This window comes from Acidovorax sp. Root267, assembly GCF_001429215.1.
Classification (GTDB): Bacteria; Pseudomonadota; Gammaproteobacteria; order Burkholderiales; family Burkholderiaceae_C; genus Acidovorax; species Acidovorax radicis.
In genome coordinates this window covers 473,617-499,637 of the sequence record NZ_LMJC01000001.1, presented here as the reverse complement: position 1 = coordinate 499,637, position 26,021 = coordinate 473,617, and the positions used below count along the sequence as shown (strand labels likewise).

Below are 26,021 nucleotides of genomic sequence, written 5' to 3'. Positions count from 1 at the left end.
ATCCGTGGCAATTTATGAAGAACATCGTCATTCTGATCTCTGGCGGCGGCTCGAACATGGCCACCATCGTCCGCACCGCGCAACAGGAGAACTGGGCACAACGCTACGGCGCCCGCGTGGCGGCTGTGATCAGCAACAAACCGGATGCCGCCGGGCTGGTGTTTGCGCGGGAGCAGGGCATCGCTGCCGAGGCGCTGGACCACAAGGTCTTTGCCAGCCGCGAGGCTTTTGATGCCGAGCTGGCGGCCACCATCGACCGCCACCAGCCTGCCCTCGTGGTGCTGGCGGGGTTCATGCGCATCCTGACGCCAGGGTTTGTGGCGCACTACGCGGGGCGGCTCATCAACATCCACCCCTCGCTGCTGCCTGCCTTTACCGGGCTGCACACGCACCAGCGCGCCATCGATGCAGGCTGCAAGTTTGCGGGCGTCACGGTGCACCAGGTGACGGCCGAGCTGGATGTGGGTCCCATCCTGGAGCAGGCGGTGGTGCCCGTGCTGCCCGGCGACACGGCCGAGACGCTGGCGGCCCGGGTGCTGACCCAGGAACATGTGATCTATCCCCGCGCCGTGCGGGCGCTGGTTCAGGCCTTGTAGCCCACCGGCCGATCGGGTTGGGATGGTCCGGTTGTCGCCCTGGCAGACCCTGGTGGGCACAGGGATGTTGTTTGCTATAAAAATGGTAGCTATTTACGCTTATCTATAAAGCGCTAGGTCCTATTTTTATTCATATTTACCCGTCGCCGGACAGCCTCAGGGATCCCGGCGCACGCAGCTCATCAACTGACGGGCGAATCGCACTGCGTGGCCAGAAAACCTGCAGCCGATGGCCGGGCCGACGGCCGACGCTGAGTATCGAGGTGCGCGACCACGGCCGGGCCTGCCGACTGAAGAGTTGGAGCGGGTCATGGAGCCGTTCTACTGCGTGGAGTCCTTGCGCAACCGCCAGAGCGGCGGGGCCGGACCGGGGCTCACCATTGCTTCTGACGTGGTGCGGCGCCACGGGGGGGGGCGGCTGGCCTTGCGCAATGCCGCGGGTGTGGTTTGGTGGCAGCAGCCATTTTTCCGCGCACTGCGGCGTGAGTTCAACGGGTTTCAGCGGGTTTCCGTCTCGTCCCCGCATTTCTCGAACCGTGGCCGCATCACGCCATCGATGAGCACCTGCTCTTCAAACATGGCGGCGGGCCGCACCCACAGCCCCCGCTGGCCATAGAGCGCGCGGTACAGCGTCATGGGTTCCAGCGTCTCGCTGTGGCGCACGGTGTCGATCACCTCGTAGAGCATGCCCTTGTAGTGGCGGTACAGGCCAGGCGGAGTGCGAATGAGTGCGGGCAGGTCTTCGTCGGTCATGGTGGCGAGTGGGCGTGCGTGAGTGGTTAGGATGGCGGCTGAAAACAACCAAGAGTGGGGGAAGCCCGTGGATCAGGCAGATTTTGTGCACCTGGTGCGCATGAGCGAGCATGCCAGTGCCGACAACAGCCGAGCGTACCGCCGCAGTGTGGCCGCGTTTGCGGCGCTGGGCTATGCCTGGGTGCTGGGTTGCCTGGGGCTGGCCGCTGGCATTGTGCTGTGGGTCGTGCCGCAGTTGCTGCAGGGGCGCTTTCGTTTTGCCATGGTGTGGCTGCTGCTGGGGGCTGCAGGCCTGCTGTGGGTCAGCCTGCGGGCGCTGTGGGTGCGTTTTGACGCGCCCGAGGGTGTGGAGATCACGGCGCTGGAGGCGCCGGAGCTTTTTGAGGCGCTGGAGCGCATTCGCCGCAAGATCAAGGGCCCGCCCATCCACAAAGTCACGCTGAACGACGAGTTCAATGCCTGCATCCAGCAGCTGCCCAAGTACGGCCTGCTGGGCGGCGCTGTCAACCACCTGAGCATTGGCTTGCCCCTGCTCATGGCCCTGGACCGGCCGCGTTTTTTGGCCGTGCTGGCGCATGAGTACGGGCATCTGCGCGGTGACCACGGCCGGTTTGCCGCCTGGATTTACCGCACGCGCCTGTCGTGGATGCGCCTGAACCACAGCCTGGCCGACGACGAAGGCCCGGTGGCTGCCGCCACGCAGGCTTTCATGCGCTGGTACTTTCCGCGCTTTTCGGCCAAGACCTTTGCGCTGGCCCGCCAGGACGAATACGAGGCCGACCGCATTGCCGGCAAGCTGCTGGGCCGTGACGTGACCGCCGCCGCCCTGGCCGAGATTGAAATCCGCGGCGCGGCGCTGCAGGCGGAGTTCTGGGGCCACCACTGGTGCGGTGCCGCTGGCAATCCGCTGCCGGTGGGGCCCTATCGCAGCATGCGCCGCTATCTGGCCGAGGCCCCGGATGCCGCATTTGCCAACGACGCACTGCGCCAGGCGCTCAAGCGCCTGAGCAGTGTGGACGACACCCACCCCGGCCTGCGGGATCGCATTGAAGCACTGGATGCCACGCCCACACTGCCGGACTGGTCGCATGGCAATGCCTTGACCCTGCTGGGCGATGGGGCAAAGCGGTGGGTGAAGCACTTTGACAAGCAGTGGTGCCGCGACAACGCCACGGAGTGGAAGCAGCACCATGCGTGGCTGGAGCGTGTGCGTACGCGCGCCGAAGCGCTCAGCGCGTCGATAGCCCAGAGCAGTGCTGCCGAATTGGTGGAGCTGGCCCGCCTCAAACGCCATCTCGATCCCCGCGCCGATGTGCGTGCGCTGTATGAGCTGGCGCTTGAGCGCAGCGCGGAATACCCGCCCGCCCTGTGCGGACTGGTGCCTTGTCTGCCCGAGGACGACCGCGAGGGCAAGCTCCTGCTGCTGCACCGGGTGTGGGAAGCCGGCAGCAACGACCGCTACTGGGCTGCACGTACCGCACTGGCCGAGCTGGAGACCCCGCGCATGGGTAGGGACCATGACGCGGCGGCCTTCAAGCAATGGCGAAAGCGGCTGGAGCGTGCGCAGGAATCTGAAGAGCGCGCCTGGGAAGAGCTGTCGGGCACCTCCTTCTTCAGCCAGATCGCGCGCAACGACCTGAGCCCGTTTGAGTTGGCCGAGCTGCAATCGGAGCTGGCCCGCTGCGCGCCCCTCACCCGTTGTTGGCTGGTGCGCAAGAACCTGCGCGAGCATCCGCAGCGTCGGGCGTACCTGGTGTTCCTGGAGCTGCCAGGCATGGACGACGAAAGCCGCTACCACCTGTGCCGTGCCCTGGAGCGCAATCTGAGCCTTCCGGGCCCCGCGCTGGCGCTGTGGGCGGGCGAATCGCCCACGCTCAAGGAAATCCAGCGCTATGCGTTCGATCCGATCTATACCCGTTGATGGCCAACTTTTTGCTCATCCCTTTCTCGTCTGCACGCTGAGTTGCACACGGTGGTGGAGACAGGCGCAGGCCCGGCCCAGTGCCACCGTGGAACTGGCTTCGCCAGGCCGCAGGTGGCGTCCCCCTCCGGGGGATGACGCGAAGCGGCTCAGGGGGTGGACAATACGGGGATGCATCCCAAAGTTCTTCTCGACGCCTGCGCTGAATTGGTCAGGCTCACCCTCACGTTTGAACACCCCGCCGATGCGGTGGTGTCACGATTTTTCCGCGACAACCGGGGCCTGGGGCCTCGCGAGCGTGCCACGCTGGCCGAAACGGTCTACACCGTGCTGCGCAAGAAGCTGCTGTTCGACCACATGGCTCCCTCGGGCTCAGGCCCCAAGGAGCGCCGCCTGGCCATCCTGGGGTTTTATGGCCCGCGTGATTTCCTCAAGAGCGCACTGACCGACCAGGAAAAGAACTGGCTGGACCAGTGCGATGCCGTCACGGTCGATGACCTGATGGAGCGCCACCGCCACAACCTGCCTGAATGGCTGGTGAAACCCCTCAAGGACCAGCTGGGCGACGGATTCTGGCCGCTGGTGGAAAGCCTGGCGCAGAGCGCACCGCTGGATTTGCGCGTCAACGCGCTCAAGGACAAGCGCGCCGATGTACAGAAGGAGCTCGCCAAGGCCGGCATCAAGGCCAGTCCCACGCCGTATTCGCCCTGGGGCCTGCGCATTGACGACAAGCCTGCGCTGACCAAGCTGGACGCATTCACGCGCGGCGCCATTGAGGTGCAAGACGAAGGCTCGCAGTTGCTGGCCCTGCTGCTCGACGCCAAGCGCGGCGAGATGGTGGTGGACTTTTGCGCCGGTGCAGGCGGCAAGACCCTGGCCATCGGCGCGGGCATGCGCAGTACCGGCCGCCTGTATGCGTTTGATGTGTCGGCGCACCGCCTGGATGCCCTGAAACCCCGCCTGGCCCGCAGTGGCCTATCGAACGTGCACCCCGCCGCCATTGCCCACGAGCGAGACGACCGCGTCAAGCGGCTGGCGGGCAAAATTGATCGCGTGCTGGTGGATGCGCCCTGCTCGGGCCTGGGCACCTTGCGTCGCAACCCCGACCTCAAATGGCGCCAGTCGGCCAAGGCCGTGGAAGAACTGGTGGCCAAGCAGACCGCCATTCTGGACAGCGCAGCGCGCCTGCTCAAGCCCGGCGGCCGTCTGGTGTATGCCACCTGCAGCATCCTGCCGCAGGAAAACGAGGCCATTGCCGAGGCCTTCAGTGCGTCCCACCCTGACTTCGAACTGCTCGACGCGGGTGAATTGCTGGAGCAGCTCAAGGTCGAGGGCGCCAAGGGCCTGTGCAGCGGCGGTGAGTCGGGCAGTGGATATCTGCGCCTTTGGCCCCATGTGCACCAGACAGATGGATTTTTTGCCGCAACCTGGGCCAAAAAAGGCTGACTTTGTCCTCTAAAGACGCTAAAACGGCGCAAATACGGTGAATACCCCCGAGCCTATCGGGGGGCTCCCGCTCTAAAATCAGATACCTGCTCCTCTGGCGAGCGGGTTCTTTGTAGACGTAAGGTTTTCTGAATATGCTGTTACCCGATTGGGCTGTGCTGAACGCCGCCATTGACTGGCTGGGCCACGGTTTGTGGAATCTGGCGTGGTGGCAGGTTGTCCTGTACACCCTGGCGACGACCCACATCACCATTGCGGCGGTCACGATTTTTCTGCACCGTGCACAGGCGCACCGTGCGCTGGACCTGCACGCCATTCCCTCGCACTTTTTCCGCTTCTGGTTGTGGATCGGGACCGGCATGGTCACCAAGGAATGGGTCGCCATCCACCGCAAACACCACGCCAAGTGCGAAACCGTGGACGACCCGCACAGCCCGCAGACGCGCGGCCTGGACACCGTGATGTGGCGCGGCGCCGAGTTGTACCGCGCCGAGTCCAAGAACATGGAGACCATGAAGAAGTTCGGCCACGGCACACCCGATGACTGGATGGAACGCAATGTCTATACCCGCTACGGCTGGCAGGGTGTGGGCCTTATGCTGATCCTGAACCTCGCATTGTTTGGCGCGCTGGGCGCCGCTGTGTGGGCGGTGCAGATGCTCTGGATTCCGTTCTGGGCGGCGGGTGTGGTCAATGGTGTGGGCCATTACTGGGGCTACCGCAATTTCGAGGCGCAGGATGCCAGCACCAACCTTTCGCCCTGGGGCATCATCATTGGTGGGGAAGAGCTGCACAACAATCACCACACATACCCGACGTCGGCCAAGTTCTCGGTCAAGCCCTATGAGTTCGACATTGGCTGGGTCTACATCACGCTGATGAAGAAAATCGGCTGGGCTACGGTCAAGAAGGTGCCGCCCAAGCTGCAGTTGGGCGACGTGAAACCCGTGGCCGATGAAAAGACGCTGGAGGCTTTGATTGCCAACCGCTACGAGGTGATGGCGGGCTACGCCCGTGGGGTGCGCCAGGCTTGCAAGGAAGAAATCGCTGCGCTCAAGGCCCGCCAGGCCGATGTCTCGGTGCTCAAGGCGGCCAAGCGCTGGCTGCCCCGCGACGCGGAGAAGGTGCCAGCCGTGGCGCTGCCACAGCTGGCACAGGCCCGCGCGGCGCACCCGGCCCTCGACAAGATGGTGACCATGCGCGAAGAGCTGCGTCAGCTGTGGCTCAACACTTCACAATCCCGCGAACAGCTCACCGCCGATTTGCAGGCGTGGTGCCGCCGGGCCGAGGAGAGTGGCATTGCCGCTTTGCGGGAGTTTTCGATCAGCCTGCGTGCTGCACGCGCCTGAGACCACCGGAGGCGGTTCTGTGCAAGGCCTTGCCTTCCCTGGCAAGGCCTTTGTTTTTTTAGACACCCTTTACCCTTTGTTCATCGTGCGGCGTGCAACGCGCCATACGCTCCATCCGGCTGCTCTTTTTTGCGGCCCGCGAAGATCGTCCGCAGAAGCGCCCAAGCTTTCTGCCGCAGCCCGGCTTCGGGCATGCTTTCCACAATCTTGATCTCTGCGGGGCCGTCTGTGGTGCTGCTGAGTTGCATCCAGGTGGCCCGGTCATGCCTCGGCAGTGGCAATTGGGCGCCTGCCTTCAAGACGGCCCGTGGTGGTGAGTGCACTGCGTATCCATAGGAGTAGGGGGCCGAACGTATGGTGATTTCCCCCTGGGTGGTGTGCAAAACGCTGCCGGGCGGAAGGCAGACCCACAGGATTTGACCGGATGCGATGTGGACCGTGAAGGGGGCTGTGGTTGCCTTGGGGTGGATGTCCGTTTTCATGGTGTAGAGGCTCCTGGTGAAAAAGACCGTGAAAGGCTGTGGCGAGGGCTTTAGCGTAAGAAATGCCGTCCTGCGGCGACAGATACACGCGTCAGCTTGGTGGGGTAGAACAGCCGCAGTTGCTGGCGTGCTGTTATGGTTCTTTCTGTCCTTTCCTGTATCTGTACCCGCAGGTGGCGTTAGGACACGATGCCTTTGCCTGCAGCCTCGCGCCTGCGTCTGGGCTGCAACAGTTTCCCGAGCTACGAGCCATGTCACGTCTCTCTGATACCCGTATGACTCCCCTTTATCGCCAACTGGCAGTTTTGTATGAACAGGCCATCGCTGCAGGCAGCCTGACGCCCGGCATGCGCATGCCATCCGTGCGCGAGCTGTGCCAGCGCCACCAGGTGAGCCTGACGACGGCGCTGCAGGTGCTGCGCCATCTTGAATCCCAGGGCCGTGTGGAAGCGCGCGAGCGCGTGGGCTACTTCGTGCGTGGGCTGGGCGGCGTGGTGCTACCGGGTGCGCGTGAGCCCGACGTGCATGAACCCCTGGCCAGTGATCTCCATGTCTTTGCGGGTATCAACGAGCGCATTTCGGTTTTTCTGGACAAGGCCCGCCGTGCGGGTCCTCTGCCGCTGGACCTGGGCAGCGCGATGCCGGCACCCAGCCTGTTCGATGCGAAGGCGCTCAACCGGCTTGCGCAGGGCTTGCTGCGGGAGCAGCCGGACATCCTGGTGTATGGCCCATCGGCACCTACGACGCATCCCGAGTTCCAGCAAGCCATGGCGCGGCATGCGCTCACCTTTGGGGTCTGTATGGCCCCTGCAGACATTGGCGCAACCCATGGAAACTCCGAGGCGGTCAACCTGGCCCTGGAAGCGGTGGCCGAGCCGGGCGATGTGATTGCCGTCGAATCGCCCACCTTCTTCGGCATCCTCCAGGCCATCGAGGTGCGTGGGCTGCGCGCGCTGGAGATCCCCTGCAGCCCCCACACCGGCATATCACTGGAGGCGCTGGAGCTGGCTGCACGCAACGAGCCCCGGCTCAGGGGTGTGGTGGTGGTGCCCCATTTGCAGATGCCGCAGGGCAGCGTGATGCCCGACGCACACAAGGAGCGCCTGGTAGCCCTGTGCGTGGAGCACGGCCTGGCCCTCATCGAGGACGATATCTATCGCGAGTTCGTGGAGTCCCCGCACGTTCTGCGTCCGGCCAAGGCCTGGGACCGTCAGGGGGATGCGGGCCAGGTGATCTACTGTGCCTCGCTCAGCAAGAGTTTTGCCCCGGGCCTGCGCCAGGGCTGGATGAGTGCGGGGCGCTGGCAGGCCCGGGTGCAGATGCTCAAGTTTGCCCGCACGCGCAACATGCAGACGTGGTCGCAGCTGTTGGCCGCGCGCAGCCTGGATTCCCCGGCCTACGAACGCCACATGCGCCGCATGCGCGCGCAGCTGCGCATCCAGCGGGAGCAGTCCGCGCGGGCTGTGGCCCGCTACTTTCCGGCGGGTACGCGGCTGAGCCTGCCGCCGGGTGGGTTGAGCCTGTGGCTGGAGCTGCCGGTCGGCATCTCGTCCACACGGCTTTACGACCAGGCGCTGCTGAGCGGCATACGTATTGCCCCTGGGCCCATGTTCACCAACACGGGGCGCTATGAGCATTTTCTGCGCCTGAGCTGCGGCATGCCCTTCACGACGCAGGTGGAGGAGGGCTACCGCACGCTGGGCGCCTTGATGGCGGATCAACTGGCCGCGCAGCAGCCCTTTCCGTCGCGCAAGGCTGCGTAGGGCAAGCAGGCGCAGGCAAAGAACAGGCATAAAAAAACCGCCCGGGGTCCGGGCGGTTTTTGGGGGAAGACGAGGCTGAACGATTACTTCAGCTTCATTTCCTTGTATTCCACATGCTTGCGAGCTTTTGGATCAAATTTCATGATCAGCATTTTCTCGGGCATGGTCTTCTTGTTCTTGGTCGTGGTGTAGAAGTGGCCAGTACCCGCAGTGGATTCCAGCTTGATCTTGTCGCGTCCGCCTTTGCTTGCCATGGTGCTTCTCCTTAAGCCTGACCACGTGCGCGCAGGTCTGCGAGCACCGAGTCGATACCGTTCTTGTCGATCAAACGCAGGGCAGCGCTCGAAACACGCAGGCGAACCCAGCGGTTTTCGGTCTCAACCCAGAAACGGCGGTATTGCAGGTTCGGCAGGAACCGGCGCTTGGTTTTGTTGTTGGCGTGGGAAACATTGTTCCCCGTCATGGGCTTCTTGCCCGTTACGTCGCAGACGCGTGCCATGAGGACACTCCGATACTTTTTAACGGCCGTTTGCTGGACCCTGAAGAGCAATTCCCCAGGTTGGCTTGCGGCCTCACCTCGCCAGAAAGGGTGGCGGTAACCCGATTTGCCTTTTTCGAAAGGACCGCAAAAACGGGCCGAATTCAGCAAAGCCGCAAATTATAGCCTGCTGCCCAGTTTTTCATCAAGACTCTTGTTCCAGGAAGCGCTGGGCGTCGAGTGCAGCCATGCAGCCCGTGCCCGCGCTGGTGATGGCCTGGCGGTACACATGGTCCTGCACGTCGCCTGCGGCGAACACGCCCGGCACGCTGGTTTGCGTGGCAAAGCCCTTGAGGCCGCCCTGCGTGATGATGTAGCCGTTCTCCATTTCCAGCTGGCCCTGGAAGATCTCGGTGTTGGGCGCATGGCCGATGGCGATGAAGCAGCCCTGCAGCTTGATGTCTTCGGTGCTGCCGTCCTTGGTGCTCTTGATGCGGATGCCGGTCACGCCTGTGTTGTCGCCCAGCACTTCGTCCAGCGTGTTGAACAGCTTGAGTTCGATCTTGCCGGCGGCGACCTTCTCGTGGAGCTTGTCCACCAGGATAGGCTCGGCCTTGAACTTGTCGCGGCGGTGCACTAGGGTGACTTTGCGGGCGATGTTCGACAGGTACAGCGCTTCTTCCACCGCCGTATTGCCGCCGCCCACCACGCAGACGTCCTGCTCGCGGTAGAAGAAGCCGTCGCAGGTGGCGCAACCGGACACGCCCTTGCCCATGAAGGCCTCTTCCGACGGCAGGCCCAGGTACTTGGCCGATGCTCCGGTGGCCAGGATCAGGGCGTCGCAGGTGTAGGTGCCGCTGTCGCCGGTGAGTGTGAAGGGGCGCTGGCTGAAATCGACCTTGTTGATGTGGTCGAAGATGATCTGGGTCTTGAAGCGCTCGGCATGCTCCAGAAAACGCTGCATCAGGTCCGGGCCCTGCACGCCGTGCACGTCGGCGGGCCAGTTGTCCACTTCGGTCGTGGTCATCAGCTGGCCACCCTGGGCCATGCCGGTGATGAGCACCGGGTTCAGGTTGGCGCGGGCGGCATAAACCGCTGCGGTGTAGCCTGCAGGGCCAGAGCCGAGGATCAGAACTTTCGCGTGTTGGGTGGTGGACATGGTAAAAGCCTGTGTTTTGCGCCCGCTACATGCGGCGCTGTTGGGGAAACTGGGGGTTGAACCGGCAAGTATCAACCGTGCGCCGCTCACGCGGGCAGCGCCTTTTTCAATCTCGGCGATTGTAAGAACCCATTGAGAGTCCCTTCATAACCCGCTGCGGCTCCGGTTGGGTCGCGCCCCTGAGAGGAGATGTTTTCATGTCGACGATGTTGTCCAACCTGGACCTGCTGCGCCGGGTGCCCTTGTTCTCGCTGCTGACGGTGGCCCAGGCCGAGGTGATCAGCGGTGCGGTGATCAAGCGCCGGTTCAAGCGCGGCGAGCCTTTGGTGGAGCAGGGGCAAAAATCCAACGCCCTGTATATCCTGCTCACGGGGCGCGCCAGGGTGATGACCTCCGACAGCCGGGGGCGCGAGGTGATCCTGGCCACGCTCTCGCAGGGTGACTATCTGGGCGAGATGAGCATCATCGACAACGAACCCCATTCGGCCACGGTGCGCGCCGAGGTGCAGACCGACGTGCTCATGCTGGGCCGCGCCGAGTTCGCCCGCTGCCTGACCGAGAACGCCTCGATGTCGCTGGTCGTGATGCGGGGGCTGGTCAAGCGCCTGCGCCATGCCGACCGCAAGATCGAGTCACTGGCGTTGCTGGACGTGTATGGGCGCGTGGCCCATGCCCTGCTGGACTTTGCAATACCCGATGCCCAGGGCCAGTTGGTGATCAAGGACAAAATCTCCCGGCAGGATCTGGCCAAGATGGTGGGGGCCTCGCGCGAGATGGTCAGCCGCGTGATGAAAGACCTGGAAGAGCGTGGCTTCATCGAGGCGCTGCCCAGTGGTGCCACGCTGCTCAAGGACCGCCTGAACGCGCTGGGCTGAACGCCGAGCCGGCGGATGTCAGCCCAGGCGCCAATCCCTTGTGGTGCATGGGGTAAGCTCGCCCGGCACGCTTATGACCTATTCCCTTAATACCCTGAATGCATCGGCTGCGGCCAAGTCGCCGCCGCGCACGGGCGCTGCCCGTTTTGGCCATGAAATTGGCCTGATGGTCGGGCTGCTGGCCCTGGTTTTCTGGTTGCTGGCGCTGGCCAGCTATTCCGCGCAGGATGCTGCGTTTTCCAATTCCGGCTCGCGCGAGGTCCGCATGGTGGCCAACTGGGCGGGCCGTTTTGGCGCCTGGCTGGCCGACGGCAGCTACTTTGCGCTGGGCTTTTCCGTGTGGTGGTGCGTGGCGGCAGGTGTGAGGGCCTGGCTGTCGTCGTTGGCGCGCTGGATGCGCGGTGGCGAGCAGGTGCCGGGCGCCGCCAGCCCGATGCAGCGCCGCGCGCTGTTCTGGGGTGGGCTGGTGCTGCTGATGTGCGCCAGCACGGCCCTGGAGTGGTCGCGCCTGTACCGGTTCGAGTCCCTGCTCCCGGGCGGGCACGCCGGTGGCGTGCTGGGGTACGTGGTGGGGCCCGCGAGCGTGAAGTGGCTGGGCTATACCGGCTCGGCCCTGCTGTCGATCGTGCTGGCGGTGCTGGGTGCGGCGCTGGTGTTCCGCTTTTCGTGGGGGCACGTGGCGGAGTCGCTGGGTTCGCGCATCGATGCGCTCGTGCAATCGCGCCTGGCCAAGCGCGAAGTGGCCAAGGACGTGGCTGTGGGCCGCAAGGCCGCGCGCGAGCGCGAAGTGGTGGTGCTCGAAGAACGCACCGAGAGCGAAGTGCACCACCCTCAGCCGATCCAGATCATCGAACCCATCCTGGTGGATGTGCCGCAGAGCACCCGCGTGGTGAAAGAGCGTCAAAAGCCGTTGTTCACCGAGATGCCCGACAGCAAGCTGCCGCTGGTGGACTTGCTCGACGGCCCGCTGCAGCGCCAGGAGACCGTAGCGCCCGAGACGCTGGAGATGACCAGCCGCCTCATCGAGAAAAAACTCAAGGATTTCGGCGTGGAAGTGCGCGTGGTAGCCGCCATGCCCGGCCCAGTGATCACGCGCTACGAGATCGAGCCCGCCACGGGTGTGAAAGGCTCGCAGATCGTGGGCCTGGCCAAGGACTTGGCGCGCTCGCTCAGCCTCGTCTCCATCCGCGTGGTGGAGACCATCCCGGGCAAGAACTTCATGGCGCTGGAACTGCCCAACGCCAAACGCCAGTCGATCCGCCTGTCCGAGATCCTGGGATCGCAGGTCTACCACGAGGCCAAGAGCATGCTCACCATGGGCCTGGGCAAGGACATCGTGGGCAACCCGGTGGTGGCCGACCTTGCCAAGATGCCGCACGTGCTGGTGGCAGGGACGACTGGCTCGGGCAAATCGGTGGGGATCAACGCGATGATCCTGTCGCTCTTGTACAAGGCCGAGGCGCGCGACGTGCGCCTGTTGATGATCGACCCCAAGATGCTGGAAATGTCGGTCTACGAAGGCATCCCGCACCTTCTGGCGCCCGTGGTCACCGACATGAAGCAGGCGGCGCACGGCCTGAACTGGTGCGTGGCCGAGATGGAGCGCCGCTACAAGCTGATGTCCAAGCTGGGTGTGCGCAACCTGGCGGGCTACAACGTCAAGATCGACGAGGCCAAGGCGCGCGAGGAGTTCATCTACAACCCCTTCAGCCTGACGCCCGAAGAGCCAGAGCCGCTGCAGCGCCTGCCGCACATCGTGGTCATCATCGACGAGCTGGCCGACCTGATGATGGTGGTGGGCAAGAAGATCGAAGAGCTGATCGCCCGACTGGCGCAGAAGGCGCGTGCGGCCGGCATCCACCTGATCCTGGCCACGCAGCGCCCCAGTGTGGATGTGATCACGGGCCTGATCAAGGCCAACATTCCCACCCGCATCGCGTTCTCGGTCGGCTCCAAGATCGACAGCCGCACCATCCTCGACCAGATGGGCGCCGAAGCCCTGCTGGGCATGGGCGACATGCTCTACATGGCCAGTGGCACGGGCCTGCCGATCCGTGTGCACGGCGCCTTTGTGTCGGACGAGGAAGTACACCGTGTCGTCAGTTACCTCAAGGAACAAGGGGAGCCGGACTACATAGAAGGTGTGCTCGAAGGCGGAACTGTGGATGGCGAGGGGGATCTGTCAGGGGAGGGCGGCGGCGACGGGGGTGAGAAAGACCCCATGTACGACCAGGCCGTCGAGGTGGTGCTCAAGGACCGCAAGGCGAGCATCTCGTACGTGCAGCGCAAGCTGCGCATTGGCTACAACCGTTCGGCGCGTTTGCTGGAAGACATGGAAAAGGCCGGACTCGTCAGTGGCCTCACCACCAGCGGCCAGCGCGAGGTTTTGGTGCCAGCGCGTAGTGAGTGAATGACCCACGCAGGGCGCCAAGCCCGGCCCGTGCCCCACAGGAGTTTTTGTTGAAAAAGACCGTTACTGCAATTTTGATAGCTGCCAGCGCAACACTGGCAAGCGCTGATGGCCTGAAAAGCCTGGAATCGTTCATGAAGGGCACGCAAACGGGCAAGGCGGATTTCACGCAGACCGTGACTTCGCCTCCCAAGGATGGCCAAACTGCACGCACCAAGACATCGACCGGCAGCTTTGAGTTTCAGCGCCCCGGGCGCTTCAAGTTCGTCTACAAGAAACCTTTCGAGCAGACCATCGTGGCCGATGGCCAGACTCTGTGGCTTTACGACGTGGACCTGAACCAGGTCACCCAGCGCTCGCAGTCCCAGGCGCTCGGCAGCACGCCCGCCGCGCTGCTGGCATCGGCCCCCGACCTGTCGGCGCTCAAGGCCGAGTTCACGCTGGAGACCTCGCCCGACCAGGAAGGCCTGCAGTGGGTGCTGGCAAGCCCCAAGACCAAGGACGGCCAGCTCAAGAGCGTGCGCGTGGGTTTTGCGGGGGACCAGCTGGCGGCGCTCGACATTCTGGACAGTTTTGGCCAGCGCTCGCTGATTCGTTTTACCGGCATGCAGGCCAATGCGGCGCTGCCCGCCAGCACCTTCCAGTTCAAGCCGCCGGCCGGGGCGGATGTGATCAAACAGTAAGTCGCTGCGAAAAAGATAGCTGCCCGCGCTTTATGGGTAAGCGCTAGAGTCCAATTTTGCTTGAAAATCAGCTGACGTAGACAGGACACGAACATGGCAGCACGCAGTGCCTCTGCCGCACCTTCCCAGGCCCACCCCTCGGCCCATCAGCCCCTGGCCGAGCGCCTGCGGCCCCGCACGTTGGGCGAGGTGATTGGGCAGCAGCATGTGCTGGGCCCGGGCATGCCGCTGCGGCTCGCGTTTGAATCGGGCCGTCCGCACAGCTGCATCCTCTGGGGGCCGCCGGGTGTGGGCAAGACCACCATCGCGCGGCTCATGGCCGATGCCTTCGACGCGCAGTTCATCAGCATCAGTGCCGTGCTGGGTGGGGTCAAGGACATCCGCGAGGCCGTGGAGCGCGCCGAGGCGGCGCGCGATGGCCTGATGCAGCAGCGCACCATCGTGTTCGTCGATGAAGTGCACCGCTTCAACAAGAGCCAGCAAGATGCCTTCCTGCCGCATGTCGAGTCAGGCCTGTTCACCTTCATCGGCGCCACCACCGAGAACCCTTCGTTTGAGGTCAATTCCGCGTTGCTGTCGCGTGCTGCGGTGTATGTGCTGCAACCGCTGTCCGAAGAGGATTTGAAGCAAATAGTGGCCCTGGCGCAGGCAGAGAAAGCGCTGCCAGCTATCGAAGATGTAGCAATCGACCGCCTGGTGGCCTATGCCGATGGCGATGCCCGCCGCCTGCTCAACACGCTCGAAACCCTGGCCATGGCAGCCACGCAGGAGAAGCTGGCCGAGATCACCGACGCCTGGCTGCTCAAGGTGCTGGGCGAACGCATGCGCCGCTACGACAAGGGTGGCGAGCAGTTCTACGACACCATCAGCGCGCTGCACAAATCCGTGCGCGGCTCCGACCCGGACGCCGCTCTGTACTGGCTGGTGCGCATGCTCGATGGCGGCGCCGACCCGCGCTACATGGCGCGGCGCCTGGTGCGCATGGCCAGCGAAGACATCGGCCTGGCCGACCCGCGTGCGCTGCGCCTGGCGCTGGACGCCACCGAGGTCTACGAACGCCTGGGCAGCCCCGAGGGCGAACTGGCCCTGGCCGAATGTGTGGTGTACCTGGCGATGGCGCCCAAGTCCAACGCTGTCTACAAGGCCTACAACGCCGCCCGCGCCTGGGTGAAGCAGGATGGCACCCGCCCGGTGCCCATGCACCTGCGCAATGCACCGACCAAGCTCATGAAAGAGCTCGACTACGGCAAGGGCTACCGCTACGCGCACGACGAAGAGGGCGGCTTTGCTGCGGGCGAAAACTACCTGCCCGAGGGCATGCCAGCGCCCGGTTTTTATGCGCCGGTGGAGCGGGGCCTCGAAATCAAGATTGCACAGAAGTTGCGTGAGCTGCGCGCGCGCAATGTTTCAGCAGATTTTGAGGACGGGTCGGACGAAAAGCCCTGAGCCCGGACTGCAAAGGCCGCAATCCGTGTCATGCTGATTTGGCATGAGGCTGGTAATAAGTTTGCACATCAATTTTCCTGCTTGCATCATGTGAGCTTATGGATCGCGTTGCCCGCTGATGTGCCGCCAACCCGAGGGAAAACCCCGCCCGGCTTGGTGGGGGCCGCTTGTGACTACTCGCTACAATCCCGTCCACAAACCCGCACAGCTGCACTTCTGGCGGGTTTTTTGCTAGATGGCAGTCGGGCCCACAAGGCTGTACCGATTCCGGTGCCAAAGCGGTGGGTACGTTACAAACGAAGGACTTCTCTTATGGACATTTTGCTGCAACAGATCATCAACGGTCTGGTACTCGGCAGCATGTACGCCTTGATAGCCTTGGGCTACACGATGGTGTACGGCATTATTCAGCTGATCAATTTCGCCCATGGCGAAGTGCTCATGATCGGGGCTCTGACCAGTTGGAGCTGTATAGGAATGATGCAGGGCGCAATGCCCGGCGCCCCCGGCTGGGTCATCCTGCTGCTCGCGACCATCATTGCCTGCGTGGTCGCAGCCACCCTCAACTTCGTGATCGAAAAAGTGGCTTACCGCCCTCTGCGCAGCAGTCCACGCCTGGCTCCCTTGATCACGGCCATCGGCATGTCGATCCTGCTGCAGACGCTGGCCATGATCATCTGGAAGCCCAACTACAAACCCTATCCGACGATGCTGCCCAGCTCGCCCTTCGAGATCGGCGGCGCGTTCATCACCCCCACCCAGATCCTGATCCTGGGCGTGACCGCGGTGGCCCTGGCCTCGCTGGTGTACTTGGTCAACCACACCAACCTCGGCCGCGCCATGCGCGCCACGGCCGAGAACCCACGCGTTGCGTCCCTGATGGGCGTGAAGCCTGACATGGTGATCTCCGCCACCTTCATCATCGGCGCCATCCTGGCAGCCGTCGCCGGCATCATGTATGCCTCCAACTACGGCACGGCGCAGCACACCATGGGCTTCCTGCCCGGCCTCAAGGCCTTCACGGCGGCCGTGTTCGGCGGCATCGGCAATCTGGCGGGCGCAGTGGTGGGCGGCATTCTGCTGGGCCTCATCGAAGCCATCGGCTCGGGCTACATCGGCACCTTGACGGGCGGCCTCCTGGGCAGCCACTACACCGACATCTTTGCGTTCATCGTGCTCATCATCATCCTGACGCTGCGACCCTCGGGTCTGCTGGGTGAGCGTGTGGCCGATCGCGCCTGAGGAGCCCCACACCATGAAGAACACCAAAACCAACTGGATCATCGGCGCGGTCGCGCTGCTGGTGCTGCCGCTGATCCTGCAATCCTTCGGCAACGCCTGGGTGCGCATTGCCGACCTGGCGCTGCTGTATGTGCTGCTGGCCCTGGGCCTGAACATCGTGGTCGGCTACGCCGGCCTGCTGGACCTGGGCTATGTGGCGTTCTACGCCGTGGGCGCCTACCTGTTTGCCTTGATGGCTTCGCCGCACCTTGCGGACAACTTTGCGGCCTTTGCCGCCATGTTCCCCAACGGCCTGCACACCTCGCTGTGGCTGGTCATACCGTTGGCGGCCTTGCTGGCGGCGTTCTTCGGGGCGCTGCTGGGGGCGCCCACGCTCAAGCTGCGCGGCGACTACCTGGCCATCGTGACGCTCGGCTTCGGTGAAATCGTCCGTATTTTCCTGAACAACCTGGACCATCCCGCCAACCTGACCAACGGACCCAAGGGCCTGGGCCAGATCGATTCGGTCAAGATCTTCGGGCTGGACCTGGGCAAGCGCCTGGAGTTGTTCGGCTTCGACATCAGCTCGGTCACGCTGTATTACTACCTGTTCCTGATCCTGGTGGTGGTGTCCATCGTGATCTGCTATCGCTTGCAGGATTCGCGCATTGGCCGCGCCTGGATGGCCATCCGCGAGGACGAGATCGCCGCCAAGGCCATGGGCATCAACACCCGCAACATGAAGCTGCTGGCTTTTGGCATGGGCGCCTCGTTTGGCGGCGTGTCGGGCGCCATGTTCGGTGCGTTCCAGGGCTTCGTGTCGCCCGAGTCGTTCAGCCTGATGGAGTCGGTCATGATCGTCGCCATGGTGGTGCTGGGCGGTATCGGCCACATTCCTGGCGTGATCCTGGGTGCCGTGCTGCTGTCGGCCCTGCCCGAAGTGCTGCGCTATGTGGCGGGCCCCCTGCAGGCCATGACGGACGGCCGTCTGGACTCCGCCATCCTGCGCCAGCTGCTGATTGCGCTGGCCATGATCATCATCATGCTGTTGCGTCCCCGTGGTCTGTGGCCTGCGCCCGACCATGGCAAGAGCCTCACGCAGAAGACCTGAACACCGCAGAAAGTTAGAACATGGCAGAGAACATCAAGAATTCGGCCAACGACGTGGTGCTGAAGGTTGCAGGCATTTCCAAGCGTTTTGGTGGCCTGCAAGCCCTCTCCGACGTGGGCATCACCATCGAGCGTGGCCAGGTCTATGGCCTGATCGGCCCCAATGGGGCTGGCAAGACCACTTTCTTCAACGTGATCACGGGTCTTTACACGCCCGACAGTGGCACTTTCGAGCTGGCCGGCAAGCCCTACGAGCCCACGGCTGTCCATGAAGTGGCCAAGGCGGGCATTGCGCGCACCTTCCAGAACATCCGCCTGTTTGCAGAAATGACGGCGCTGGAAAACGTGATGGTGGGCCGCCACATCCGCACCAAGTCCGGCCTGCTGGGCGCCGTGTTGCGCACCAAGGGCTTCAAGGAAGAGGAGGCTGCCATCGCCAAGCGTGCGCAGGAACTGCTCGACTACGTGGGCATTGGCAAGTTTGCCGACTACAAGGCGCGCACCCTCTCCTACGGCGACCAGCGCCGCCTGGAGATTGCCCGTGCACTGGCCACCGATCCGCAACTGATCGCGCTCGACGAGCCCGCTGCGGGCATGAACGCCACCGAAAAGGTGCTGCTGCGCGAGCTGATTGACCGCATCCGCAACGACAACCGCACCATCTTGCTCATCGAGCATGACGTGAAGCTGGTGATGGGCCTGTGCGACCGCGTGACGGTGCTCGACTACGGCAAGCAGATCGCCGAAGGCACGCCTGCCACCGTGCAGAAGAACGAAAAAGTGATTGAGGCCTATCTGGGCACCGGAGGACATTGAGAATGGCCGAAAAATCCAACAAGGTACTGCTGCAGGTCAAGGGACTGAAAGTGGCCTACGGCGGTATCCAGGCCGTCAAGGGCGTGGACTTTGAAGTGCGCGAGGGTGAACTGGTCTCGCTGATCGGCTCCAACGGCGCCGGCAAGACCACCACCATGAAGGCCATCACCGGCACCCTGGGCATGAACGATGGCAGCATCGAGTACCTGGGCGAGAGCATTAAGGGAAAGGGCGCCTGGGACCTGGTGAAGAAGGGCCTAGTGATGGTGCCGGAAGGCCGTGGCGTGTTCGCCCGCATGACCATTACCGAAAACCTGCAGATGGGCGCCTACACGCGCCGCGACAAGGCGGGCATCCTGGCCGACATCGAAAAGATGTTCACCATCTTCCCGCGCCTGCGTGAACGCAAGGACCAGCTGGCGGGCACCATGTCGGGCGGCGAACAGCAGATGCTGGCCATGGGTCGTGCGCTGATGAGCCAGCCCAAGGTGCTGCTGCTGGACGAGCCCTCCATGGGCCTGTCGCCCATCATGGTGGACAAGATCTTTGAAGTGGTGCGTGACGTGTACGCCCTGGGGGTGACCATCCTGCTGGTGGAGCAGAACGCCAGCCGTGCGCTGGCGATTGCCGACCGTGGCTACGTGATGGAGTCCGGCCTGATCACCATGTCGGGCCCGGGCCAGCAACTGCTCAACGACCCCAAGGTGCGCGCAGCCTACCTGGGCGAGTAAGCCAACGCCAGCGTCTGGGCGCTGGTAAAGGTGGGTTCATGCAAGGCACTGCCATGTGGCAGTGCCTTTTTTCATGGTGCGCAGATTTTCGATCAATGCAGTAGTTGCTATATTTTTTATAGCTATTGACGGGGGTGTATCCAGCGCCAGGCACCAATTTTGTTCATAATTTGCTGCTGTCCAGCCACCCACCCGCCCACCTACCGCCCGTCGCTGCATGTCGATGAACTTCCTGCAATCCCTGCCCATCCCGCTCCAGACCGTGTTGCTGCTGGTGGCCAGCAACGTCTTCATGACCTTTGCCTGGTACGGGCACCTCAAGAACCTGGTCACGTCACCCTGGTACACCGCAGCGCTGGTGAGCTGGGGCATCGCGCTGTTTGAATACCTGCTGCAGGTGCCCGCCAACCGCATCGGCTTCACGCAGTTCAATGTCGGGCAGCTCAAGATCATGCAGGAGGTGATCACGCTGGCGGTATTTGTGCCGTTTGCGGTGTTCTACATGGGCCAGCCGCTCAAATGGGACTATCTCTGGGCGGGGCTGTGCCTGGTGGGGGCGGTGTATTTCATTTTCCGCGGCGCCTGATCGAGAAGAGAAAGAAGGCGCGCGGTGCCCTGCATTCGCGCGCGTGCCCCGTGGTCGAGAGGCGGGGACACCCGGTTAAACTCGCCCGGTCACCAAAAAGTCATGCCAATGTCATGGCTTTGCCTCTTTTTCAAAAAATCGATCCCGATCCAGGAGCCCCCATGCTGTTTGCCAAGCTGTTGCCACGCGAAGGCAATTTTTTCGAAATGTTCAACCAGCATGCGGACCGCATCGTCGAGGCGGCCAGGGCTTTCTCGCAACTGGTGGCCAACTACAACGACCCGCACCTGCGTGACAAGTACAACCAGGACGTGGACAACGCCGAACGTGCCGCTGACCGCGTGACGCACGAAGTGAACAAGGCCATCCACAAGACCTTCATCACCCCCATCGACCGTGAGCAGATCCACACGCTGATCAATACCATGGACGACGTGGCCGACCTGATCCAGGACTCTGCCGAGACCATGGCGCTGTACGACGTACGCCACATGACGGAAGAGATCACGCGCCTCACGGACCTCAGCCTCAAGTGCTGTGAACGCCTGCGCGATGCCGTCAAACTGCTCGACAAGATCGCCGACCCGGCCGTGGCCGAGGCCGCACTCAAAACCTGCGAAGAGATCGACAAGCTCGAATCCGACGCGGACCGCGTGATGCGCAGCGCCATGAGCAAGCTCTTCCGCGAAGAGCCCGATGTGCGCGAGGTGATCAAGCTCAAGGCCATTTACGAGCTGCTGGAGACCATCACCGACAAGTGCGAGGACGTGGCCAATTGCATCGAGGGCATCGTCCTCGAAAACTCCTGATCCGGCGGGCTGACCAGCATGGAAACCGTACAAACGGCCCTCTGGGTTGTGGTCCTGCTCGTGGCGCTGGCGATCCTGTTCGACTTCATGAACGGGTTCCACGACGCCGCCAATTCGATTGCCACGGTGGTCTCCACCGGGGTGCTCAAGCCTGCACAGGCCGTGCTGTTCGCTGCGTTCTTCAACTTCGTGGCGATCTTCGTCTTTCACCTGAGCGTGGCCGCCACGGTGGGCAAAGGCATCGTGCAGCCTGGCATCGTGGATACGCATGTGGTGTTCGGCGCTTTGGTGGGTGCCATCACCTGGAACGTGATCACCTGGTACTACGGCATCCCCAGCAGTTCTTCGCATGCGCTGATCGGTGGCATCGTGGGTGCTGTGATTGCCAAGGCGGGGGCTGGTGCCCTGGTGTCCGCCGGCATTCTCAAGACGGTGGCGTTCATCTTCGTTTCGCCGCTGCTGGGCTTCGCGCTCGGCTCTCTGATGATGGTGGGCGTTGCGTGGATCTTCCGGCGGGCGCGGCCCAGCAAGGTGGACAAGTGGTTCCGCCGGCTGCAGCTGGTGTCTGCAGGGGCCTACAGCCTGGGCCACGGTGGCAATGACGCCCAGAAGACCATCGGGATCATCTGGCTGCTGCTGATAGCGACGGGGTACTCCTCCGCATCCGACGCGTCGCCCCCCACGTGGACCATTGTGAGCTGCTATGTGGCCATCGGCCTCGGGACCATGTTCGGCGGCTGGCGCATCGTGAAGACCATGGGCCAGAAGATCACCAAGCTCAAGCCCGTGGGCGGCTTCTGTGCCGAAACGGGTGGCGCGCTGACACTGTTCCTGGCGACCACGCTGGGCATTCCGGTGTCCACCACCCATACCATCACGGGTGCCATCGTGGGCGTTGGCTCCACCCAGCGCGCCAGCGCCGTGCGCTGGGGAGTGGCGGGCAACATCGTCTGGGCCTGGATACTGACCATTCCTGCCAGCGCGTTTGTGGCCGCCGTGGCGTACTGGATCAGCCTGCAGATGTTCTGAGGGGCAAAATTCCCGGATAGCTATAAAATATATAGCTAGTCAGGCAATATGAATAAGCGAAAACGCACCATTGAATGCAAATTCAATGGGGCGTTTGCTTGGGAGCCTGTGAGGTCACTGCGAGATCTTGCGGGCTTCCTCGATCTGGTACTCGAAATACCGCTGAAAGCTGAACGCGAGACTGGCCATCAGCACGGCGGTACCGACCATCAGCGAGACCACGATGGCGCCGATGGTGATCCATTGGGTCCTGCCCGCCGGGGCGTCGGGTGCGGCCGTGGGGTTGTAGCGTGCGTTCCAGGCCTCAGGCGTCTTGAGCGCAAACAGGATGGCCTGCAATGCGCAGCCCGCAATCGTGAAGCCGAGCAAGGGAATCAGCATCCAGCTGTAGTGGTCGTCCTGGCCCAGCTGCTGCACACGCTGGATACCGTAAATGCCCAGCGCCGTCGGGATCGGTAGCAGCCATCCCAGCATGTCGGTGAGCCCGTGCAGGTAGAAACGGTGCAGGCCCAGCGGCCCGCCCACGAAGGCGAGCCAGGCCGCCAGAGTTTTGTTTTTCATGGGGCATTATTCATCGTCGGGTCGCCCCGAGATGAACAAGTGGTCTCCTTTGGAGGGGCTGCAACCCGCGCCGCTGGGGCGCATGGAGGCTGTTTTCATTCCGGCGAAGTGGTATCGCCCGCGCCCAAGGTTTTTTCCATGAGCACGATGTCGCGCCAGGCGCCGAACTTCCAGCCCACCGAACGCATCACGCCCACATCGGTAAAACCCAGTGCCCGGTGCACGCCGATCGATCCCGCGTTGGCCGAATCGCCAATGACGGCCAGCAGCTTGCGCACACCAGCCGCTTCGGCCTGCATCGCCAGCTCGGCCAGCAGCGTGCGGCCCAGGCCCATGCCACGGGCGCTGTCGGCGACGTAGATCGAATCCTCTGCCGAGAAGCGGTAGGCCGGGCGTGGCTTGAACCAGTTGGCATAGGCATAGCCGAGCACCTGGCCGTCTTGCTCGGCCACCAGCCAGGGCAGGCCACGCGCCAGCACATCGGCGCGGCGGCCTGCCATGTCGGCCTCCGATGGGGGGTCGATCTCGAACGTGCCCGTGCCGTGGAGCACGTGGTGTTGGTAAATGGCCGTGATGGCCGGAATATCGCTGTCGGTGCTGGGGCGGATGGTAGGCATTGGAGGAAATGGATATAATCGCGGGCTTTGCAGCGTGTCGCTGGCCGGGTGGCCATGTCGCGTGTCTCAAGCGTTGCGAATATGGTTGCGAACACTGTGGCTCAAGGCAAATGTTGCCGGAGTTCACCACCCGAAGGATAAATCATGGTCGTCATTCGACTCTCTCGCGGCGGCTCCAAGGGCCGTCCTTTCTTCAATATCGTCGTTGCTGACAAGCGCGTGCGCCGCGATGGCCGCTTCATCGAGCGCATCGGCTTCTACAACCCTACCGCCAAGGAAACCGAAGAAGGCCTGCGCATCGTGCAAGACCGCCTGACGTACTGGCAGAGCGTGGGCGCCCAGTCCTCGCCCACCGTGGACCGCCTGATCAAGCAAGCTGCCAAGAAGGCTGCTTAAAGCTCCCTGAAAAGGGCGGGTTTCGTCGGCATGCCTGACGAAACCCGCCCTTTTCCTATTCTGGAATCACCGCCATGGCCACCAACCTGACTCTCGAACCCGCAGAGCTGCCCGCCGATGCTATTGAAGTGGGGCGCATTGCCGATGCCTGGGGCGTCAAGGGCTGGTTCAAGGTGCTGTCGCACAGCAGCAGTCCCGAGGCGCTGTTTTCGTCGAAGCGCTGGTATCTGCAGCCCTCGGAGCGCGGTGCCAAGACGTTTGCTGGCACCGTGTTGTTGTCCATCCGCCAGGCCAAGGAGCATTCGGACACCGTGGTCGCCTGGGCCCAGGGCATTGATGACCGCGACGCGGCCGAAGCCCTCCGCGGCGCGCGCATCTTTGTGCCACGCTCCAGCTTTCCGTCCACCACAGAAGATGAGTACTACTGGGTCGATCTGATTGGTCTTGAGGTCGTCAACCGCGAAGGCGTGGCGCTGGGGCAGGTGCAGGAGCTGATGTCCACTGGCCCCCAGACGGTGCTGGTGCTGGCCTACGAACAGGACGGCAAGGCGCAGGAGCGCATGATTCCTTTTGTCTCTGCCTTTGTCGACAAGGTGGACTTGGCCGAAAAACGCATCACCGTGGACTGGCAACCCGACTACTGATCGGCACGCACTGACCGCGCCGCGCACCATGCGCTTTGACATTCTCACCCTGTTTCCCGAGCTGTTTGCGCCGTTCCTGGCCAGCGGTGTGACCCGCCGCGCGTATGCCGGCGGCCAAGTCGATGTGCGCCTGTGGAACCCGCGTGACTACGCCGATGGCAATTACCGCCGTGTCGACGACAGGCCCTTTGGCGGTGGGCCGGGAATGGTGATGCTGGCCGAGCCCCTGGCACGGTGCCTTGCGGCCATCCGGGCCGAGCGTGGCGAGGCCGAAGGCAGCCAGGTGCCGCTGGTCCTTTTTTCGCCCATTGGCGAGACGCTGAACCATGCTGCCGTGGAGCGCTGGTCTGCGAGCGCCGGTGCCATCCTTCTGTGCGGGCGCTATGAAGGCATTGACCAGCGTTTTATCGATGCCCATGTCGATCTGCAGATGAGTCTGGGGGATTTTGTGCTGTCGGGTGGCGAAATTGCCGCCATGGCCTTGCTGGACGCCGTGGCGCGCTTGCAGCCCGGCGTGCTCAATGACGAGGGCAGCCATCAGCTCGACAGCTTCAACCCGGCGCTCGATGGCTTGCTCGACTGTCCGCACTACACGCGCCCCGAAGAGTGGGCAGGCCAGCAGGTGCCTGCCGCACTGATGTCCGGCCACCATGCGCAGATCGAGCGTTGGCGGCGTGACCAGCGCTTGGCCACCACGGCCCGGCACCGGCCTGACCTCATCGAGGCGGCGCGCAAAGCAGGGCATCTCGCCTCCGCCGATGAAGCCGTATTGGCCAAGCTTGGCTGAATTGCTATAATCAAAGGCTTTTCGATCCTCTGGCCGGCCGTTTTGACTGGGAGTTCTCCCGCAAAACACTGAGACGTCAATCCCGACGCAGCCATTTTTGGCGCGGACAAGATCGTTGGATATCAAACATGAACCTGATTCAGACCCTGGAAGCGGAAGAAATCGCCCGCTTGAACAAGACCATCCCCGAATTCGCCCCCGGTGACACCGTCATCGTGAGCGTGAACGTGGTGGAAGGTACCCGCAAGCGCGTGCAGGCTTACGAAGGCGTGGTGATTGCCAAGCGCAATCGTGGCCTGAACAGCGGCTTCACCGTGCGCAAGATCTCCAGCGGTGAAGGCGTGGAGCGTACGTTCCAGACCTACAGCCCGCTGATCGCCAGCATCGAAGTCAAGCGCCGTGGTGACGTGCGCCGTGCCAAGCTGTACTACCTGCGTGACCGCAGCGGCAAGTCGGCACGTATCAAGGAAAAGCTGCCTGCGCGTGCCAACAAGGTTGCAGCAGCCACCGCCGCTTAAGGCGCAGGCTCAACCTGACAAGCCGCTACAGCATCTGCCTGTAGCGGCTTTTTGTTTTTTGGCTTTCTCGGCCTCGGCCCTTTTGTGAACCCTTCTTCCAGTCCTGTTGTCTCCTCGGCCATCGCTCCTTTGTCGAGCCTGCCCGACTTTGATCCCCGCCTCGTCCCGGTGGCGGGGGTGGATGCGCACCTGCCTGCAGTGACTGCACAGGCCCAGACTCCCGAAGCACTGCGGGCGCGTTTTGTGCACCCGCCGCAGTGGGAGCCCGAGGTACTGCTGGAAAAGAAGTTCATGAACCGCGAGCCGGCCCATGCGTCAGTCCTGATCGCCATCGTGCTGCGCGAGCAACCCATGGTGCTATTGACCGAACGCACGGCCCACCTGTCCACCCATTCGGGGCAGGTGGCTTTCCCGGGTGGACGGGCCGACCCTGGGGATGCCACGCCCGCTGACACGGCCTTGCGCGAGGCTCAGGAAGAGGTGGGGCTTGCGCGGGATTTTGTCGAGGTGCTGGGCACGTTGCCGATCTATGTCACGGGCTCGTCGTTCATCATCACGCCGGTGGTGGCGCTTGTGCAGCCGGACTGCGTGCTCCAGCCCAATCCCTATGAGGTGGCAGATCTCTTTGAGGTGCCGCTTGCTTTTTTGCTCAACCCTGCCAACCACCAGCGCCATGTCTTCGACCGGGATGGTGTACACCGCGAGTGGTTCTCGATGCCCTACCAGGACGGTGGCAAGAATCACTACATCTGGGGCGCGACGGCGGGCATGCTGCGCAATTTCTACCGTTTTATGCAGGCGTAAGCCGGGCTCGCGTGCGATGGGGTGCATTGGG

Annotated in this window: 28 protein-coding genes; 21 read left to right on the top strand and 7 right to left on the bottom strand. The window is 63.2% G+C overall.

Features of this window, described 5'->3' with window-relative positions:
• The first annotated feature begins 14 nt into the window (after positions 1–14).
• Positions 15–596 (top strand): phosphoribosylglycinamide formyltransferase, encoded by a 582-nt coding sequence (gene purN, locus ASE39_RS02160; protein ID WP_057270034.1) that lies wholly within the window; start codon positions 15–17, stop codon positions 594–596.
• 498 nt (positions 597–1,094) lie between these two features.
• Here the strand turns inward: purN and ASE39_RS02155 are convergent, their stop codons facing one another.
• Positions 1,095–1,349: a DUF1653 domain-containing protein gene (locus tag ASE39_RS02155; protein WP_057270033.1), complete on the bottom strand. Its 255-nt coding sequence runs from the start codon at positions 1,347–1,349 to the stop codon at positions 1,095–1,097.
• A gap of 67 nt (positions 1,350–1,416) precedes the next feature.
• Between ASE39_RS02155 and ASE39_RS02150 the strand changes: the two genes are divergently transcribed.
• From ASE39_RS02150 to ASE39_RS02140, 3 genes are all read left to right on the top strand, one after another.
• A complete protein-coding gene (locus tag ASE39_RS02150) occupies positions 1,417–3,270 on the top strand; it encodes a M48 family metallopeptidase (protein WP_057270305.1) in 1,854 nt (617 codons plus the stop codon).
• A gap of 171 nt (positions 3,271–3,441) precedes the next feature.
• Positions 3,442–4,716 (top strand): RsmB/NOP family class I SAM-dependent RNA methyltransferase, encoded by a 1,275-nt coding sequence (locus tag ASE39_RS02145; protein WP_010463473.1) that lies wholly within the window; start codon positions 3,442–3,444, stop codon positions 4,714–4,716.
• A 134-nt stretch (positions 4,717–4,850) separates the two neighbouring features.
• The gene (locus ASE39_RS02140; protein ID WP_010463475.1) at positions 4,851–6,065 is read left to right on the top strand and encodes a fatty acid desaturase; all 1,215 of its coding nucleotides are present in this window, start codon (positions 4,851–4,853) and stop codon (positions 6,063–6,065) included.
• An 80-nt stretch (positions 6,066–6,145) separates the two neighbouring features.
• On the opposite strand, the gene ASE39_RS02135 is transcribed toward ASE39_RS02140, so the two are convergent.
• A complete protein-coding gene (locus ASE39_RS02135) occupies positions 6,146–6,547 on the bottom strand; it encodes a hypothetical protein (RefSeq protein WP_057270032.1) in 402 nt (133 codons plus the stop codon).
• 275 nt (positions 6,548–6,822) lie between these two features.
• Between ASE39_RS02135 and ASE39_RS02130 the strand changes: the two genes are divergently transcribed.
• Positions 6,823–8,310 carry a PLP-dependent aminotransferase family protein gene (locus ASE39_RS02130; protein WP_057270031.1) on the top strand — a complete coding sequence of 496 codons (1,488 nt, stop codon included), beginning with the start codon at positions 6,823–6,825 and terminating at the stop codon, positions 8,308–8,310.
• 83 nt (positions 8,311–8,393) lie between these two features.
• On the opposite strand, the gene rpmG is transcribed toward ASE39_RS02130, so the two are convergent.
• The 3 genes from rpmG to trxB form a co-directional block, all read right to left on the bottom strand.
• Positions 8,394–8,564, bottom strand: coding sequence for a 50S ribosomal protein L33 (gene rpmG, locus ASE39_RS02125; RefSeq protein ID WP_008904999.1), 171 nt, complete (start codon positions 8,562–8,564; stop codon positions 8,394–8,396).
• 11 nt (positions 8,565–8,575) lie between these two features.
• The gene (gene rpmB, locus ASE39_RS02120; protein ID WP_010463481.1) at positions 8,576–8,809 is read right to left on the bottom strand and encodes a 50S ribosomal protein L28; all 234 of its coding nucleotides are present in this window, start codon (positions 8,807–8,809) and stop codon (positions 8,576–8,578) included.
• A gap of 184 nt (positions 8,810–8,993) precedes the next feature.
• Positions 8,994–9,947 carry a thioredoxin-disulfide reductase gene (gene trxB / locus ASE39_RS02115; protein WP_010463482.1) on the bottom strand — a complete coding sequence of 318 codons (954 nt, stop codon included), beginning with the start codon at positions 9,945–9,947 and terminating at the stop codon, positions 8,994–8,996.
• Positions 9,948–10,144: 197 nt separating this feature from the next.
• Between trxB and ASE39_RS02110 the strand changes: the two genes are divergently transcribed.
• From ASE39_RS02110 to ASE39_RS02060, 11 genes are all read left to right on the top strand, one after another.
• The gene (locus tag ASE39_RS02110; RefSeq protein ID WP_010463484.1) at positions 10,145–10,822 is read left to right on the top strand and encodes a Crp/Fnr family transcriptional regulator; all 678 of its coding nucleotides are present in this window, start codon (positions 10,145–10,147) and stop codon (positions 10,820–10,822) included.
• Between the two features lie 73 nt (positions 10,823–10,895).
• Positions 10,896–13,232 (top strand): DNA translocase FtsK, encoded by a 2,337-nt coding sequence (locus ASE39_RS02105; protein WP_057226605.1) that lies wholly within the window; start codon positions 10,896–10,898, stop codon positions 13,230–13,232.
• A gap of 50 nt (positions 13,233–13,282) precedes the next feature.
• A complete protein-coding gene (gene lolA / locus ASE39_RS02100; protein ID WP_057270030.1) occupies positions 13,283–13,915 on the top strand; it encodes an outer membrane lipoprotein chaperone LolA in 633 nt (210 codons plus the stop codon).
• Between the two features lie 93 nt (positions 13,916–14,008).
• Positions 14,009–15,361: a replication-associated recombination protein A gene (locus ASE39_RS02095; RefSeq protein WP_057270029.1), complete on the top strand. Its 1,353-nt coding sequence runs from the start codon at positions 14,009–14,011 to the stop codon at positions 15,359–15,361.
• Positions 15,362–15,673: 312 nt separating this feature from the next.
• A complete protein-coding gene (locus ASE39_RS02090) occupies positions 15,674–16,603 on the top strand; it encodes a branched-chain amino acid ABC transporter permease (protein WP_010463492.1) in 930 nt (309 codons plus the stop codon).
• A 13-nt stretch (positions 16,604–16,616) separates the two neighbouring features.
• Complete coding sequence (locus ASE39_RS02085) at positions 16,617–17,693, top strand: ABC transporter ATP-binding protein (RefSeq protein WP_010463494.1); 1,077 nt, start codon at positions 16,617–16,619, stop codon at positions 17,691–17,693.
• Positions 17,694–17,713: 20 nt separating this feature from the next.
• Positions 17,714–18,508: an ABC transporter ATP-binding protein gene (locus ASE39_RS02080; protein ID WP_010463497.1), complete on the top strand. Its 795-nt coding sequence runs from the start codon at positions 17,714–17,716 to the stop codon at positions 18,506–18,508.
• Between the two features lie 2 nt (positions 18,509–18,510).
• The gene (locus ASE39_RS02075) at positions 18,511–19,239 is read left to right on the top strand and encodes an ABC transporter ATP-binding protein (RefSeq protein ID WP_010463498.1); all 729 of its coding nucleotides are present in this window, start codon (positions 18,511–18,513) and stop codon (positions 19,237–19,239) included.
• Between the two features lie 223 nt (positions 19,240–19,462).
• A complete protein-coding gene (locus tag ASE39_RS02070) occupies positions 19,463–19,825 on the top strand; it encodes a DMT family protein (protein WP_057270028.1) in 363 nt (120 codons plus the stop codon).
• Between the two features lie 161 nt (positions 19,826–19,986).
• Complete coding sequence (locus tag ASE39_RS02065; protein ID WP_010463500.1) at positions 19,987–20,634, top strand: DUF47 domain-containing protein; 648 nt, start codon at positions 19,987–19,989, stop codon at positions 20,632–20,634.
• A gap of 18 nt (positions 20,635–20,652) precedes the next feature.
• Positions 20,653–21,663: an inorganic phosphate transporter gene (locus tag ASE39_RS02060; protein WP_010463501.1), complete on the top strand. Its 1,011-nt coding sequence runs from the start codon at positions 20,653–20,655 to the stop codon at positions 21,661–21,663.
• Between the two features lie 114 nt (positions 21,664–21,777).
• On the opposite strand, the gene ASE39_RS02055 is transcribed toward ASE39_RS02060, so the two are convergent.
• Both ASE39_RS02055 and ASE39_RS02050 read right to left on the bottom strand, forming a co-directional pair.
• Entirely contained in the window at positions 21,778–22,224 is a 447-nt protein-coding gene (locus ASE39_RS02055) for a TM2 domain-containing protein (RefSeq protein WP_010463502.1), read from the bottom strand.
• Between the two features lie 95 nt (positions 22,225–22,319).
• Positions 22,320–22,841: a GNAT family N-acetyltransferase gene (locus tag ASE39_RS02050; RefSeq protein ID WP_057270027.1), complete on the bottom strand. Its 522-nt coding sequence runs from the start codon at positions 22,839–22,841 to the stop codon at positions 22,320–22,322.
• Positions 22,842–22,985: 144 nt separating this feature from the next.
• Here ASE39_RS02050 and rpsP point away from each other — a divergent pair, with 144 nt between their 5' ends.
• The 5 genes from rpsP to ASE39_RS02025 all read left to right on the top strand — a co-directional run bounded on the left by rpsP (position 22,986) and on the right by ASE39_RS02025 (position 25,990).
• Positions 22,986–23,237, top strand: coding sequence for a 30S ribosomal protein S16 (gene rpsP, locus ASE39_RS02045; protein ID WP_010463504.1), 252 nt, complete (start codon positions 22,986–22,988; stop codon positions 23,235–23,237).
• Between the two features lie 74 nt (positions 23,238–23,311).
• Positions 23,312–23,881 (top strand): ribosome maturation factor RimM, encoded by a 570-nt coding sequence (rimM, locus tag ASE39_RS02040; RefSeq protein WP_057270026.1) that lies wholly within the window; start codon positions 23,312–23,314, stop codon positions 23,879–23,881.
• Positions 23,882–23,909: 28 nt separating this feature from the next.
• Positions 23,910–24,668: a tRNA (guanosine(37)-N1)-methyltransferase TrmD gene (trmD, locus tag ASE39_RS02035; RefSeq protein WP_057270025.1), complete on the top strand. Its 759-nt coding sequence runs from the start codon at positions 23,910–23,912 to the stop codon at positions 24,666–24,668.
• 128 nt (positions 24,669–24,796) lie between these two features.
• On the top strand, positions 24,797–25,186 hold the full coding sequence (gene rplS / locus ASE39_RS02030) for a 50S ribosomal protein L19 (RefSeq protein WP_057226615.1): 390 nt from the start codon (positions 24,797–24,799) through the stop codon (positions 25,184–25,186).
• A gap of 84 nt (positions 25,187–25,270) precedes the next feature.
• Complete coding sequence (locus tag ASE39_RS02025; protein ID WP_199864227.1) at positions 25,271–25,990, top strand: CoA pyrophosphatase; 720 nt, start codon at positions 25,271–25,273, stop codon at positions 25,988–25,990.
• Positions 25,991–26,021 lie beyond the last annotated feature (31 nt).

What these genes read in the sequence shown, in the direction of transcription:
- rpmB (WP_010463481.1), bottom strand. Translation starts at nt 8,809, where the DNA reads ATGGCACGCGTCTGCGACGTAACGGGCAAGAAGCCCATGACGGGGAAC.
- ASE39_RS02130 (WP_057270031.1), top strand. Translation starts at nt 6,823, where the DNA reads ATGACTCCCCTTTATCGCCAACTGGCAGTTTTGTATGAACAGGCCATC.
- ASE39_RS02075 (WP_010463498.1), top strand. Translation starts at nt 18,511, where the DNA reads ATGGCCGAAAAATCCAACAAGGTACTGCTGCAGGTCAAGGGACTGAAA.
- rpsP (WP_010463504.1), top strand. Translation starts at nt 22,986, where the DNA reads ATGGTCGTCATTCGACTCTCTCGCGGCGGCTCCAAGGGCCGTCCTTTC.
- ASE39_RS02155 (WP_057270033.1), bottom strand. Translation starts at nt 1,349, where the DNA reads ATGACCGACGAAGACCTGCCCGCACTCATTCGCACTCCGCCTGGCCTG.
- ASE39_RS02135 (WP_057270032.1), bottom strand. Translation starts at nt 6,547, where the DNA reads ATGAAAACGGACATCCACCCCAAGGCAACCACAGCCCCCTTCACGGTC.
- rimM (WP_057270026.1), top strand. Translation starts at nt 23,312, where the DNA reads ATGGCCACCAACCTGACTCTCGAACCCGCAGAGCTGCCCGCCGATGCT.
- ASE39_RS02105 (WP_057226605.1), top strand. Translation starts at nt 10,896, where the DNA reads ATGACCTATTCCCTTAATACCCTGAATGCATCGGCTGCGGCCAAGTCG.
- ASE39_RS02060 (WP_010463501.1), top strand. Translation starts at nt 20,653, where the DNA reads ATGGAAACCGTACAAACGGCCCTCTGGGTTGTGGTCCTGCTCGTGGCG.
- ASE39_RS02065 (WP_010463500.1), top strand. Translation starts at nt 19,987, where the DNA reads ATGCTGTTTGCCAAGCTGTTGCCACGCGAAGGCAATTTTTTCGAAATG.
- ASE39_RS02110 (WP_010463484.1), top strand. Translation starts at nt 10,145, where the DNA reads ATGTCGACGATGTTGTCCAACCTGGACCTGCTGCGCCGGGTGCCCTTG.
- ASE39_RS02145 (WP_010463473.1), top strand. Translation starts at nt 3,442, where the DNA reads ATGCATCCCAAAGTTCTTCTCGACGCCTGCGCTGAATTGGTCAGGCTC.
- ASE39_RS02140 (WP_010463475.1), top strand. Translation starts at nt 4,851, where the DNA reads ATGCTGTTACCCGATTGGGCTGTGCTGAACGCCGCCATTGACTGGCTG.
- trxB (WP_010463482.1), bottom strand. Translation starts at nt 9,947, where the DNA reads ATGTCCACCACCCAACACGCGAAAGTTCTGATCCTCGGCTCTGGCCCT.
- ASE39_RS02055 (WP_010463502.1), bottom strand. Translation starts at nt 22,224, where the DNA reads ATGAAAAACAAAACTCTGGCGGCCTGGCTCGCCTTCGTGGGCGGGCCG.
- rplS (WP_057226615.1), top strand. Translation starts at nt 24,797, where the DNA reads ATGAACCTGATTCAGACCCTGGAAGCGGAAGAAATCGCCCGCTTGAAC.
- purN (WP_057270034.1), top strand. Translation starts at nt 15, where the DNA reads ATGAAGAACATCGTCATTCTGATCTCTGGCGGCGGCTCGAACATGGCC.
- ASE39_RS02090 (WP_010463492.1), top strand. Translation starts at nt 15,674, where the DNA reads ATGGACATTTTGCTGCAACAGATCATCAACGGTCTGGTACTCGGCAGC.
- ASE39_RS02095 (WP_057270029.1), top strand. Translation starts at nt 14,009, where the DNA reads ATGGCAGCACGCAGTGCCTCTGCCGCACCTTCCCAGGCCCACCCCTCG.
- ASE39_RS02050 (WP_057270027.1), bottom strand. Translation starts at nt 22,841, where the DNA reads ATGCCTACCATCCGCCCCAGCACCGACAGCGATATTCCGGCCATCACG.
- ASE39_RS02070 (WP_057270028.1), top strand. Translation starts at nt 19,463, where the DNA reads ATGAACTTCCTGCAATCCCTGCCCATCCCGCTCCAGACCGTGTTGCTG.
- ASE39_RS02085 (WP_010463494.1), top strand. Translation starts at nt 16,617, where the DNA reads ATGAAGAACACCAAAACCAACTGGATCATCGGCGCGGTCGCGCTGCTG.
- trmD (WP_057270025.1), top strand. Translation starts at nt 23,910, where the DNA reads ATGCGCTTTGACATTCTCACCCTGTTTCCCGAGCTGTTTGCGCCGTTC.
- rpmG (WP_008904999.1), bottom strand. Translation starts at nt 8,564, where the DNA reads ATGGCAAGCAAAGGCGGACGCGACAAGATCAAGCTGGAATCCACTGCG.
- ASE39_RS02080 (WP_010463497.1), top strand. Translation starts at nt 17,714, where the DNA reads ATGGCAGAGAACATCAAGAATTCGGCCAACGACGTGGTGCTGAAGGTT.